This window comes from Noviherbaspirillum suwonense (assembly GCF_900182955.1).
Classification (GTDB): domain Bacteria; phylum Pseudomonadota; class Gammaproteobacteria; order Burkholderiales; family Burkholderiaceae_D; genus Noviherbaspirillum_A; species Noviherbaspirillum_A suwonense.
On sequence record NZ_FXUL01000020.1, the window covers coordinates 52,161 to 64,828 of the forward strand.

The following is a 12,668-nucleotide window of genomic DNA, read 5'->3' on the forward strand; positions in this document are numbered from 1 at the left end:
ATATCAGCGCAGGCTGGCCGGGGCTGTCTGGTAGAACGACCGGTATGCGGCGTATTCCGATCCGGTCGAGATGACGAAGGCGGTGGACGGCGGCAGCTTGACCAGTTCGGATGCGGTCGCCAGGATCTTGCGGCCCTCCGGGTCGCCGCCCATCTCCACGAATGCGCGCTGCACCGCGTGCAGGTGGTTGTCGGGGACATTCTTGGACACCATCAGCGCGAGGTCGTGCAGGGCTTCGGATTGCCACAGCACGCGCAGTTTCCTGCCTTCTCGCCTGGACCAGCCGTCGCCCAGCTGAGAGTTGGCGCCCACGGCCTGCGCCTTGCCGCTGACCAGCTGCGCAAAGGCGCCGTCATGGTTGCCGCTGAAGCCCACATGCACCGGGATCTTGCGGTTCAGCAGCTGCGCATACGAGTACTTGTAGGCGACCAGCGCTTCCGGCCCGGGGAACACGACCGACTGGTCGGCAAGCTGCTCGAGCGACTTGATCGGGGAATCTTCCAGCACCAGGATCTGGCTGTGTATCGGCGGCGTGTTCCGCCGCGCCACGGTGCGCCAGCCCAGCTTGTCGCGTTCCGGGCTGAACAGGTGATTGGTGAAGACGAAGTCGACTTCGTTGGCAAGGACGTAGGCGGTGGTGTCCGCCGAGGTGCGGCCGATCTTCAGGCGCAGCTGCACGCCGGCCTTCTTCGAGACATAGTCGATGATGGGATTCCAGTATTGCGCGGTCAGCTCGATGCCGTACTGGTTGACCGGCGAGAACTGGTAGGACGCGTTCTCGGCGTTCGCCGGCCGGGCAGCCATGGCGGCAACGGCCGCGCCAAGCAGCAGGGACGCGGTGAAGAGGCGGCGGGAGGCGTTGGGGATAGGCATGCTGGTGTTGATTCCGGTCGGTTGAAAGGGCTGGTTGTGCATCGGATGTAATGCCATGGCAATCCTCAGTGCGCAGACATCTGCACTTCAAGGGCACGTTGCGTTCCGTGCTCGTCGTCGTCATCCGCGAACCTGTCGCGGATCTGCATGACGGCGTCCCAGTCCTGCAGGAAGGCGTCGACGCAGGCAGGGTCGAAGTGCGCGCCGCGGCCGGCCTTCAGGAAGTCCGCCGCTTCGTCGGCAGACCAGGGCCGCTTGTACGGCCGTGCCGAGGTCAGCGCATCGAACACATCGGCCACCGCGACGATGCGGCCGAATAGGGGAATCTCGTCGCCCTTCAGGCCGCGCGGATAGCCGCTGCCGTCGTATTTTTCATGGTGGGTATAGGCGATCTCCGCGGCGGTCGCGAGCAGCGGGGAGGTCATCGCGCTGAGGATCTTGTAGCCGATCGCCGCGTGCTGCTTCATGATCGCAAACTCTTCCGGGCTCAGGCGGCCGGGCTTGAGCAGAATCGCATCCGGCGTGCCGACCTTGCCGATGTCATGCATCGGCGCGGCCTGCAGCAGCAGGTCCTGCAGCTCGGCGCTCAATCCCAGCACGCCGGCGATCTGGCGCGAGTAGTGCGCCATCCGCAGGATATGGGAGCCGGTTTCCGGGTCGCGGTATTCCGCCGCGCGCGACAGGCAGAAGATCGTGCTGCGTTCCTGAGCGACCAGCTTCTCTGTCGCCTTGCGCACTTCGGCGGCCAGCCATGAAGCGCGGTCCCTGGACTCCTTGTGGCTGGCCCGCAGCGCCAGCATGTTCTTCACGCGGGCAACGAATTCCACGTTGTCCAGCGGCTTGTTGAGGAAGTCGGTGACGCCGGTCTGCAAGGCGTTGTGCCTGAGCTCGGTGTCATGATTGGCCGTGACCATCAGCACCGGGACGTGGGGATGGATCTCGCGAAAGCCGGCCACCAGCGACCTGCCGTCGAGCTGCGGCATCATGAAGTCGACGATCAGCAGGTCAGGCTCGTTGCCGCGGCACCATTCGAGGCCAGCCAGCGGATCGGCAAAACTGACGACCTCGCCACCCGGGATCTTCTGCACCAGGTATTTCATGAACGTCAGCGACACCGGCGTGTCGTCAATCAAAAGAACCTGCATTTATTCTCCGAACTTTCCTTGATAACCGGCTGTTACAAGCCAACTCTGTCCATCTATTACGACTGCCGTCGTTCTTTCCTGAATGCATACCGGCAGTTTCGCCGCTAATAAAAATACGCCCCGGCGATGGGATGAGAAAAAACATTTAAATTCGTTATATTTATTAAATTCAATATCAATTAAACGAATTTTACCATAATATATTGTCATGTAGAAATATAAACATGGGGGAGAAAACGGATGAAACGGCTTCTGGAAGTACGCATGTCATATCGCATGGCCTTGATAGTTGGTATTTTCTCCGCGGGTTTCCTGCTGTCCGGTTATGCCGCCTTCCTGGCCCTGGACAAGCTCGCGGTCAACGGTCCGGTGTACCAGCGCATCGCGAACGGCAAGGATCTGGTCGCGGACATCCTGCCGCCGCCCGAGTACATCGTCGAGTCCTACCAGGTGGCGCTGGAAATTGCCGCTGCGCCGGACGGACCGCGGGGCGAGTTGCTGGAACGGCTCAGGAGGCTGGAAGCGGACTATGTCGCCAGGCATGCGTTCTGGGAAAAGCAGGGTCTGGAGGCCGCGGTGGCCCAGCCCCTGCTCGATGCGTCCTATCGCCCCGCAACCGCGTTCTATGCGCTTGCCGACACGGAATTCGCAGAAGCGGCGAAGGCCGGGGACGAGCCGCGACTCCGCGCGGTGCTTAAAAATATGAAGGCTGCCTATGAAGAACACCGCAGCGCAATCGACACGGCCGTGCAGGCGGTGAACCTGCGCAACGAGGCTGACGAAGCCGACGCCAGGAAAGAGATCGGCAGCGCCGGCAGGCTGCTCCTGGCGATCTTCGCGGGCGCGCTGGCGCTGGGCATCGCGGTCGCGGCGGTAATCGTCCGGGGGCTGCTCGGCGAGTTCGGCGGCGAGCCGCATGATGCAGTCGCCATTACGCGCCGCATCGCCTCGGGCGACCTGGGCAGCGCCATCGCGCTCCGTAAAAGCGACGACAGCAGCCTGCTGTTCTCGATGAAGGCGATGCAGCAGGTGCTGGGCGGCACCGTGGCCGGCATCCAGCGCGCGGTGGACTCGGTCCGCATCGGCGCGCAGGAGATCGCATCGGGCAACATGGACTTGTCCAGCCGCACCGAGCACCATGCCAGCGCGCTGGAAGAGACCGCCGCCACGCTGGAAAACCTGGGACGCAACGTGCAGCAGACTGCCGTCAGCGCGACCCACGCGAACGCGCTGTCGCGGGCAGCGTCGTCCTGCGCGGCAAGCGGCAGGGACGCGATGACACGGGTCGAGGACATGATGAACTCGGTCCATGCGTCATCGAAACGGATCGCCGAGATCACGGTCGAAGTCGATGGCATCGCATTCCAGACCAATATCCTGGCGCTGAACGCGGCGGTCGAGGCGGCGAGGGCAGGGCCGCAGGGCGCCGGGTTCGCGGTGGTGGCAGGCGAAGTGCGGAACCTGGCGCAGCGCTCGGCGGTCGCATCGAAGACGATCAAGAAGCTCATCGACGAAGCCGCCCGCGAAGTCGCTGGCGGCCAGTCGCTGGTGCATGACGCCGGCGCGACCATGCGCGAGATCGCCGACAGCATCGACCAGGTCAGCGACACCATCGCGGCCATCAGCGCCGCGGCCATGGAGCAGAGCGCGGGCCTTGCCGAAGTCAACATCGCGGTGGCCGCCATGGAACAGGTCACGCAGCAGAACGCCGCGCTGGTGGAAGAGTCGGCCGCGGCGGCAGGCTCGCTGAATGAACAGGCCGACACGCTGGCCCGGCTTGCGGCGAGATTCATCGTCGCGCCTCCCGTCGCAGGGGCGCAGCGAGCGCTTGCGGCGCGTTTGCCGCAGCTTGCATGAAACGCTATTGAATCAATGAGAATTGCCAATCCACGTCAAAAAACGATCTGCCTATAATTAATCGAGTCCCTTGATTAGGCATTTCACTTGATAAACAGGAGTGCAAGATGAGTACGGAAAAAAATGTATCGAAGTGCCCGTTCAATGCCGCTGCCGGCGTAGGAACGACGAACCGCGACTGGTGGCCGCAGCAATTGCGCCTGGACCTGCTGCATCAGCACTCGTCCAGGTCCAACCCGATGGGGCCGGACTTCGATTATGCCGAGGCCTTCAAGAGCCTCGACCTGGCCGCCGTCAAGAAGGATCTTGCCGAACTGATGACAGACTCGCAGGACTGGTGGCCCGCGGACTTCGGGCATTACGGCGGCCTGTTCGTCCGGATGGCATGGCACAGCGCCGGCACTTACCGCATCGGCGACGGTCGCGGCGGCGCCGGCCGCGGACAGCAGCGCTTTGCGCCGCTTAACAGCTGGCCGGACAACGTCAGCCTGGACAAGGCGCGGCGTTTGCTGTGGCCGATCAAGCAGAAATACGGCGAGAAGATTTCGTGGGCCGACCTCATCATCCTCACCGGCAACGTCGCGCTGGAAACCATGGGCTTCAAGACCTTCGGCTTCGCGGGCGGCCGCCAGGACGTATGGGAGCCGGACCAGGACGTGTACTGGGGCCGCGAAACGAAATGGCTGGGGGGCGACGTCCGCTATTCGACGGGGTCGCCGGGCGTCGAAGGCCACGGCGTGATCGACAAGGACGATGACAGCGAAGTCCCTCATTCGCGCGACCTCGAGAACCCGCTGGCCGCGGTGCAGATGGGCCTCATCTACGTCAACCCCGAAGGCCCGGACGGCAAGCCCGACCCGCTCGCCTCCGCCATCGATATCCGCGAAACCTTTGCCCGGATGGCGATGGACGATGAGGAAACCGTCGCGCTGATCGCCGGCGGCCACAGCTTCGGCAAGACCCACGGCGCAGCGCCGGCGGAGCATGTCGCCGCGGAGCCGGAAGCCGCAGGCATCGAGGCGCAAGGCTTTGGCTGGAGGAACAGCTACGGCTCCGGAAAGGGCCCGGACACGATCACCAGCGGCCTCGAAGTGACCTGGACCGCCACGCCGACGCAATGGAGCAATAACTATTTCGAGAACCTGTTCGGCTTCGAATGGGAACTGACGAAAAGCCCGGCCGGCGCGCAACAATGGGTGGCCAAGGGCGGCGACGGCCTGATCCCGGATGCATACGATCCTGCCAAGCGCCACCGCCCGACGATGCTGACGACCGATCTCGCGTTGCGCGTCGATCCCGCATATGAAAAGATTTCGCGCCGCTTCCTGGAAAACCCCGACCAGTTCGCGGATGCCTTCGCGCGGGCCTGGTTCAAGCTGACCCATCGCGACATGGGACCGCGCGCCCGCTACCTGGGACCAGAAGTGCCGGCCGAGGAACTGATCTGGCAGGACCCGGTACCCGCGGTCGACCATCCGCTGGTCGATGGCAACGACGTCGAAGGTCTCAAGAAGGAGATCCTGGCATCGGGCCTGACCGTGCCGCAGCTCGTCTCGACGGCCTGGGCATCGGCCTCCACCTTCCGCGGCTCGGACAAGCGCGGCGGCGCAAACGGCGCGCGCATCCGCCTGACGCCGCAAAAGGACTGGGCCGTCAACCAGCCCGACCAGCTTGCCAAGGTGCTGCAGTCGCTGGACGGCATCCGCGAGAAATTCAACGCGGCGCAGACGGGCGGCAAGAAAGTCTCGCTGGCCGACCTGATCGTGCTGGCCGGTAATGCCGGCGTCGAGCAGGCAGCCAGGAATGCAGGGCAGGAGATCAAGGTGCCTTTCACGCCCGGACGCACGGACGCCTCCCAGGAACAGACCGACGTGAAGTCCTTTACGCCGCTCGAACCGATCGCAGACGGCTTCCGCAATTACCAGAAGACCCGGTACAGCGTGCCGGCCGAAGCCCTGCTGATCGACCGCGCCCAGCTGCTGACGCTGACAGGCCCGGAAATGACGGTGCTGGTAGGCGGCCTGCGCGTGCTCGGCGCCAATACCGGCGATTCGCAGGACGGCGTTTTCACCAACCGGCCTAGCACCTTGAGCAACGACTTTTTCGTCAACCTGCTCGACATGGGCACCGCGTGGCAGCCATCATCCGGCGCGGACGATCGCTACGAAGGACGCGACCGCAAGTCGGGCGAACGCAAATGGACCGCGTCACGCGTCGACCTGGTTTTTGGGTCGAACGCGCAGCTGCGTGCGATTGCGGAGGTTTATGCAGCCGCGGATGCGGGGGAGAAGTTTGTCGGGGACTTTGTGAAGGCGTGGGTGAAGGTGATGGAGCTGGACCGGTTTGATGTTGCTTGAGGCGGGTCGGCTGATGTAAGGGAAGGCCGGGCGGTGCCCGGCCTTCTTAATTTCTTTTAACGGCGAAGTCAACAGCGCATCCGAAAAAACTAAGCGTTTTTAACGCGCAGAACGCGACTTAATTGGTGCTTCGAAATATTTTAATAATGAGAGGTGCACGGGAAGTCGATGGCGATGTGTTGTGCGCATTAATTACGACCAATCCGTAAGGGCAAAGGGAGTATGGCCATCCTAGGCTAAAAAAACTTTGTAGAAACAAAAAGGCCAATCCGAAGATTGGCCTAAGTGTTTGATTCTATTGGTCGGGGCGAGAGGATTCGAACCTCCGACCCCTTGCACCCCATGCAAGTACGCTACCAGGCTGCGCTACGCCCCGACGAGGCACGGATTATAGCAGAGGGTTTTCCATTCGCGTATCCTTGCAGCACCTAAAACTTTCCCTTTTTCCATAATTCATGCCTATCAAGATCAGTAACGAGTTTGACGCCGGGGCCATCGAGGTGGTTGACGTGCAATCGCCTTCCGACATGCTGCTGCGGCTGCGCAAGGATAGCCATGCGGACTTTGCGCAATGGTTTTATTTCCGGCTTCAGGGTGCGTGCGGCACGGGCTGCGCGATGCGCATCGTGAATGCGGGGGATGCGAGTTATCCGGATGGGTGGCGGGACTACAAGGCGGTGGCGAGCTACGACAGGCAGCACTGGTTCCGCGTGCCGACCGCGTATGACAATGGCGTGCTGACCATCTCGCATACGCCGGAGCAGGACAGCATCTATTACGCTTACTTCGAGCCGTATTCGTTCGAGCGCCATCTTGACCTGCTGGGGCGGGTGGCTGCCGATGAACGGGTGCGTGTCGAGGATCTTGGCAATACCGTTGATGGGCGCGACCTCAACCTGGTCGTGGTGGGCGACGAGACGCGTGCCAACAAGGTCTGGGTCATCGCCAGGCAGCATCCCGGCGAGACCATGGCTGAATGGTTCGTCGAAGGTATGCTCGACGCCTTGCTCGACCGCGCCAATCCGCATGCGCGGCTGCTGCTGTCGCAGGCGGTGTTTTATATCGTGCCCAACATGAACCCGGACGGCGCAGCCCGCGGCAACCTGCGGACCAATGCGGCCGGGGCGAACCTGAACCGCGAATGGGTGTCGCCGTCGGTCGAGTCCAGTCCGGAAGTGTTTTATGTGCGTGAGCGCTTGCACCAGACCGGCTGCTCGCTGTTCCTCGATGTGCATGGCGACGAGGGACTGCCCTATATCTTTGCGGCGGGCAGCGAGATGCTGGAAGGCTTTACCGAAGCGCAGGCGAGGGCGCAGCAGGGGTTCATCGATGCGTTCAAGCAGGCCAGCCCGGACTTCCAGGACAGGCACGGTTACGGGTCCGGCAAGTATCGTGCGGAGCTGCTGAAGCTGGCTTCCAAGTATGTCGGCCATCACTTCAAGTGCGTGTCGCTGACGCTGGAGCTGCCGTTCAAGGACAATGCGAACATGCCGGATGAACGCGTCGGCTGGAACGGCGCCCGCAGCGCGCGGCTGGGTGCGGCCTGCCTGCAGGCGATCCATGCGACCCTATCGGCTACGTCCTGAATGACAATGAGCCGGCACGGGCCGGCTCATTCGATGTCCTGCGAGCCTGCGCGAGAGGCAGGCCCAGTGCAGGCCTGATACTGGACTAGTGCAGGTGGCCCGAAGGCTGTGGCGTGTCTTCCGGCAGTTCCGCATGCACCAGTTCGCCTTCGCGGTCGCAGAACAGCGGCGCGCCGCAGTCCTCGCAGAATTCCATCGGAAAACGCTCGTGGTGACGCATGATGTCGGTGATGCCATTGGCGCGCAAGGCCAGCACCAGCTGCGTGATCGGCGGCGGGACGTCGACGACGCCGCCGGCAAGTATCGGCTCGATCAGCGCGGCGGATGCGGCCACGGTTTCATCGCTGTCCTCTTCCTGGCCATACAAGGGCCAGACGATGCCATACACGACTTCCGGCTGCTGCAGCACGGTGAAACTGATCCGGTACTCGTCGACCCGGATGTCCGCGCCTTCGTCGCCGAACGCGCCGATGATGGCCGACAGGCCGTCGGCTTCGACGCCGAGCAGGTGCGTCAGGTAATGGATGGCCGAGTGGACCGACATCGGCCGGATGGCGCGGTCGGCGTCGCGGCAGGCGACGTAATAGGCTTCGGGCATCATCAGCTCGATGCCGCAGCCGGGCAGCAGGCGCTCGATGGTGGGCTGGGCTTGCGCGCGCAGCTGCTCCATTGCGCTCTGGCGCACCGAGACGATGTCGAGCGGGGTTTCATCGGACTGCCAGCGGAACAGCGGGCCGCCGGCCGGCGCGACGACGGCAGCCAGGATGTAACGGGTATCCGCAAGAAACGGCGCGGTCTCGGGCGGGTTGACCATCGGCTTGAGCACCGCCTCGCCGAGGGCGGCGCGGGCCATGCGCTGCGTCAGCGCATGCGTCTCGGCATGGGTGCGCGGCAGCTGGTCGATCGAGTACAGCGTCGGCGCCAGCGCGACACGGGTGTCGTCGGCCAGCAGGTGCGCATGCAGCTGCGCGGCAATGGTGATCAGCGTGTCGCCGGCGATGGGGCCGGAGTAGATCGCGTAACGGGTCCAGGCCAGCACCGGGAATGCGAGCAGCAGCGCATCATATTGCTGTCCTTCATGCTCGACAGTGCCGCTGGAGCTGACCGCTTCGATCGACTCCATCAGCACGTCGTAGGCGATCGGGTCCGTCGTGAAAAGCTTGTCGAGCGCGGAGTCCAGCGTGTTCTGGTGGTCGGTGCGCAGCAGCTTCTCGATGAGTATGTCCAGCTTCTGTTCCCACGCACGTTCCTCGTGCCGGCTGCTGGCCAGGCTGATGGCCTGCGCGAGCGCGCTCAGGCGCTGGCTGTCTGCGGAAATACGGGGTGTACGGCTCTTGGAAGGACGACGCATGATCTATGGAAACTCGTGTAACCGGGAGGGCTATTGTAGTGGATTCGACCTTAGGGAACGGAAATAGTTTGGTCGGTTTCACGGTGGCGCGGGGAGGGTAGTCGGTGCGGGCGGCACCGGGTTGCCGGGGTGAACGGGTAATTGACCCGGGGTCGAATGCCACGGGTTTCAGGGGATGGCGGAGAGCGGGTTTTACCGGTAACGGGCAGGGGCTGGACCAGCGGAACGCCGGCTGGGTGGAGGATGTGCCTCCCCCTACGGGACGGCCTTCGTCCTGCTCAGGAAGAACAGGAGCGTGAGGACACTGGAGAATGAAGTGCCCAGGTCGTGGCGGCGAGATGGAGAAGGACTGCGGCGGCCTCGCCAGTCGGCGGATCAGGCCGCTGACGCCGGCTTGTATCGGCCTGCCGCCGACACGTCCACGCCGGCACCGACAGTCCTGCCTCGCCGCTGCCACCCCGGACCCGCCGCGATCCGATTGCCCTGCGCTTACTTCGCTGCCGGGGCGGCCGGCGCCGCTTGCTCCGTCGTCTCATGTCCGCCGGACTCGCCGCGCATGTCGACCTTGTCGCCGGCCTGCATGATGATGAATAACGCGAGCGCCGCGAAGGCGACGAATGCCACTGCAATTTTCCACATGGTCTCACTCCAGGTTGTCATAAAAAAACGCCGGACTGCGCCGGCGTTGGTCCTGAAGCTAGCCTAGCAAGCAAGCCTTACAGCTTGCTTGCATCGGCGTCGTCTTACGCCGCGAGCAGCTGGCGCAGCACGAAGGGCAGGATGCCGCCGTGCTTGTAGTAGTCGACTTCGATCGGCGTGTCGATGCGCAGCAGCACCTGCACTTTTTGCGCATCGCCATTGGCGCGATGGATCACCAGCGTCGCTTCCATCTGCGGCGTGATCTCGCCTTCGATGCCTTGCAGGTCGAACGTCTCGGTGCCGGTGATGCCCAGCGACTGCACGCTGTCGTCGCCCATGAACTGCAGCGGCAGCACGCCCATGCCGACCAGGTTGGAGCGGTGGATGCGCTCGTACGAACGTGCAAAGACGGCCTTCACGCCCAGCAGCTGGGTGCCCTTCGCGGCCCAGTCGCGCGACGAGCCGGTGCCGTACTCCTCGCCGGCGAAGATCATGGTCGGCACGCCGTTCTCGATGTACTTCATCGCCGCGTCGTAGATCGACATTTCTTCATTGCCCGGCTGGTACAACGTGATGCCGCCCTCGACGCGCGAACCGTCCGGCTTGGCCGGGACCATCAGGTTCTTGATGCGCACGTTGGCGAAGGTGCCGCGCATCATCACTTCATGGTTGCCGCGGCGCGAGCCGTAGGAGTTGAAGTCGGCCTTCAGCACGCCGTTGGCCAGCAGCCATTGGCCCGCAGGGCTGGTTTCCTTGATCGAGCCGGCCGGGGAAATGTGGTCGGTGGTGATCGAGTCGCCGAACACGCCCAGAGCGCGGGCGTTCTGGATGCCGGTGGCGGCCGCTTTCGGCTCCATCGTGAAGTCGTCGAAGAAGGGCGGCTCGGCGATGTAGGTCGAGGCCGGCCAGTTGTAGACTTCGCCGCTGGCGACGCCCTTGATCTGCTGCCACAGCTTGCCCGGCGCGCCCTTGACGTCCGCGTAGTTCTCCTTGAAGGTCTTGGCGTTCATCGCGAACTTCATCAGCTTCTGGATTTCCGCGCTGGTCGGCCAGATGTCGCCCAGGTAGATTTCCTTGCCGTTGGCAACGCCCACCGGTTCCTTCATCAGGTCGACATTCATGTTGCCGGCGATCGCATAGGCGACCACCAGCGGCGGCGAGGCCAGGAAGTTCGAACGGATGTTCGGATGGATGCGCGCTTCGAAGTTGCGGTTGCCCGACAGCACGGCCGACGCCACGATGTCGTTCTTGACGATGGCCTCGTTCATTGCCGGCGTCAGGTCGCCGGCATTGCCGATGCAGGTGGTGCAGCCGTAGGCGGTCACGCCGAAGCCCAGCTTTTCCATGTAGGGCAGCAGGCCGGCCGCTTCCAGGTACTTGGTGACGACGCGCGAGCCCGGCGCCAGCGAGGTCTTGATGTGCGGCGACACCTGCAGGCCGGCTTCCACCGCCTTCTTGCACAGCAGGCCGGCGGCCAGCAGCACGCTCGGGTTCGAGGTGTTGGTGCAGGAAGTGATGGCGGCGATCAGCACGTCGCCGTTCTTCACGCTGATGCCGTCTGCGTTCTCATAGGCGACATTGAGGTCTTCGGCGCGCTTGTTGAAGCCGTTTTCCGACGTCGGCTTGGAGAACAGGTCGGCGAAGGTGCTCTTCACATTGCCGATCTCGATGCGGTCCTGCGGGCGCTTGGGGCCGGCCAGCGAAGGCGCGACCGAACCGAGGTCGAGCGCGACCACGGTGGTGTAGTCGATCTCGCCGGAACGCGGTATGCCGAACAGGTTCTGCGCGCGGAAGTAGGCTTCGAACGCGGCGACTTCGGCATTGCTGCGGCCGGTGCCGCGGAAGTAGTCGAGCGTAGCTTCGTCGACCGGGAAGAAGCCCATGGTGGCGCCGTATTCCGGCGCCATGTTGGCGATGGTCGCACGGTCCGTCAGCGTCAGCGACTCGGTGCCGTCGCCAAAGAATTCGACAAACTTGCCCACCACTTTTTCGCGGCGCAGCAGCTCGGTGATGGTCAGCACCAGGTCGGTCGCGGTGCAGCCTTCGCGCAGCGCGCCGGTCAGGTTGACGCCGACCACGTCTGGCGTCAGGAAGTAGACCGGCTGGCCCAGCATGCCGGCTTCTGCCTCGATGCCGCCCACGCCCCAGCCGACCACGCCGATGCCGTTGATCATCGTGGTATGCGAGTCGGTGCCGACCAGGGTGTCGGGATAGAACACGCCGTCTTTCTGGTGGACGCCGCGGGCCAAGTATTCGAGGTTGACCTGGTGGACGATGCCGAAGCCCGGCGGCACGACGCCGAACGTGTCGAACGCCTGCATGCCCCATTTCATGAACTGGTAGCGCTCATTGTTGCGCTCGAACTCCAGCTTCATGTTCAGGTCCAGCGCCTTCGGGTCGCGGTAGTAATCGATCTGCACCGAGTGGTCGACCACCAGGTCGACCGGCACCAGCGGCTCGATGTTCTTCGGCTGCACGTTCATCTTCTTGGCGACGCCGCGCATCGCGGCCAGGTCGGCCAGCAGGGGCACGCCGGTGAAGTCCTGCAGCACCACGCGGGCCACCACGAACGGGATCTCGTCCGTGCGCGGCGCGTTGCAGCCCCAGTTTGCGAGTTCTCGCACGTGCTCCTCGGTGACCTTCTTGCCGTCGCAGTTGCGCAGCACCGATTCGAGCACGATGCGGATCGAGACCGGCAGGCGCGACAGGTTGACGCCCAGCTTCTTTTCCAGCGCGGGAAGGGAATAGAACTTACCTTTCCTGGAATCCGTGATCCTGAATTCCTTCAGCGTATTCAGCGTGTTGCGGGACATGATCTCTCCTTGTTTGTGCTCTTCGTATGAAAACTGCGGCAGCGCCG

8 protein-coding genes and 1 tRNA gene are annotated in these 12,668 nt (G+C 63.5%); 3 read left to right on the forward strand and 6 right to left on the reverse strand.

What is annotated here, in order from left to right; translation table 11 throughout:
* Positions 1-3: 3 nt before the first annotated feature.
* Both QOL82_RS21500 and QOL82_RS21505 read right to left on the reverse strand, forming a co-directional pair.
* Entirely contained in the window at positions 4-873 is an 870-nt protein-coding gene (locus QOL82_RS21500) for a phosphate/phosphite/phosphonate ABC transporter substrate-binding protein (RefSeq protein WP_283444364.1), read from the reverse strand.
* A 65-nt stretch (positions 874-938) separates the two neighbouring features.
* Complete coding sequence (locus QOL82_RS21505; RefSeq protein WP_283444365.1) at positions 939-2,018, reverse strand: HD domain-containing phosphohydrolase; 1,080 nt, start codon at positions 2,016-2,018, stop codon at positions 939-941.
* 276 nt (positions 2,019-2,294) lie between these two features.
* Here QOL82_RS21505 and QOL82_RS21510 point away from each other — a divergent pair, with 276 nt between their 5' ends.
* Together QOL82_RS21510 and katG are read left to right on the forward strand one after the other, a co-directional pair.
* Entirely contained in the window at positions 2,295-3,875 is a 1,581-nt protein-coding gene (locus QOL82_RS21510) for a methyl-accepting chemotaxis protein (protein WP_283444366.1), read from the forward strand.
* Positions 3,876-3,982: 107 nt separating this feature from the next.
* Positions 3,983-6,232 carry a catalase/peroxidase HPI gene (katG, locus tag QOL82_RS21515; RefSeq protein WP_283444367.1) on the forward strand — a complete coding sequence of 750 codons (2,250 nt, stop codon included), beginning with the start codon at positions 3,983-3,985 and terminating at the stop codon, positions 6,230-6,232.
* A gap of 299 nt (positions 6,233-6,531) precedes the next feature.
* Here the strand turns inward: katG and QOL82_RS21520 are convergent.
* Positions 6,532-6,608: transfer RNA gene (locus QOL82_RS21520), tRNA-Pro, on the reverse strand.
* A gap of 79 nt (positions 6,609-6,687) precedes the next feature.
* Between QOL82_RS21520 and QOL82_RS21525 the strand changes: the two genes are divergently transcribed.
* On the forward strand, positions 6,688-7,818 hold the full coding sequence (locus QOL82_RS21525; RefSeq protein ID WP_283444368.1) for a M14 family metallopeptidase: 1,131 nt from the start codon (positions 6,688-6,690) through the stop codon (positions 7,816-7,818).
* Positions 7,819-7,903: 85 nt separating this feature from the next.
* Here the strand turns inward: QOL82_RS21525 and QOL82_RS21530 are convergent, their stop codons facing one another.
* The 3 genes from QOL82_RS21530 to acnA all read right to left on the reverse strand — a co-directional run bounded on the left by QOL82_RS21530 (position 7,904) and on the right by acnA (position 12,621).
* Complete coding sequence (locus QOL82_RS21530) at positions 7,904-9,169, reverse strand: DUF2863 family protein (RefSeq protein WP_283444369.1); 1,266 nt, start codon at positions 9,167-9,169, stop codon at positions 7,904-7,906.
* Between the two features lie 489 nt (positions 9,170-9,658).
* The gene (locus tag QOL82_RS21535) at positions 9,659-9,808 is read right to left on the reverse strand and encodes a hypothetical protein (RefSeq protein WP_283444370.1); all 150 of its coding nucleotides are present in this window, start codon (positions 9,806-9,808) and stop codon (positions 9,659-9,661) included.
* Between the two features lie 104 nt (positions 9,809-9,912).
* Positions 9,913-12,621 carry an aconitate hydratase AcnA gene (gene acnA / locus QOL82_RS21540; RefSeq protein ID WP_283444371.1) on the reverse strand — a complete coding sequence of 903 codons (2,709 nt, stop codon included), beginning with the start codon at positions 12,619-12,621 and terminating at the stop codon, positions 9,913-9,915.
* Positions 12,622-12,668: the final 47 nt, after the last annotated feature.

Bases quoted from the DNA above. Each gene is read 5' to 3' on its own strand.
- katG (WP_283444367.1), top strand. From the start codon at position 3,983: ATGAGTACGGAAAAAAATGTATCGAAGTGCCCGTTCAATGCCGCTGCC.
- QOL82_RS21525 (WP_283444368.1), top strand. From the start codon at position 6,688: ATGCCTATCAAGATCAGTAACGAGTTTGACGCCGGGGCCATCGAGGTG.
- QOL82_RS21530 (WP_283444369.1), bottom strand. From the start codon at position 9,169: ATGCGTCGTCCTTCCAAGAGCCGTACACCCCGTATTTCCGCAGACAGC.
- acnA (WP_283444371.1), bottom strand. From the start codon at position 12,621: ATGTCCCGCAACACGCTGAATACGCTGAAGGAATTCAGGATCACGGAT.
- QOL82_RS21535 (WP_283444370.1), bottom strand. From the start codon at position 9,808: ATGTGGAAAATTGCAGTGGCATTCGTCGCCTTCGCGGCGCTCGCGTTA.
- QOL82_RS21505 (WP_283444365.1), bottom strand. From the start codon at position 2,018: ATGCAGGTTCTTTTGATTGACGACACGCCGGTGTCGCTGACGTTCATG.
- QOL82_RS21500 (WP_283444364.1), bottom strand. From the start codon at position 873: ATGCCTATCCCCAACGCCTCCCGCCGCCTCTTCACCGCGTCCCTGCTG.
- QOL82_RS21510 (WP_283444366.1), top strand. From the start codon at position 2,295: ATGGCCTTGATAGTTGGTATTTTCTCCGCGGGTTTCCTGCTGTCCGGT.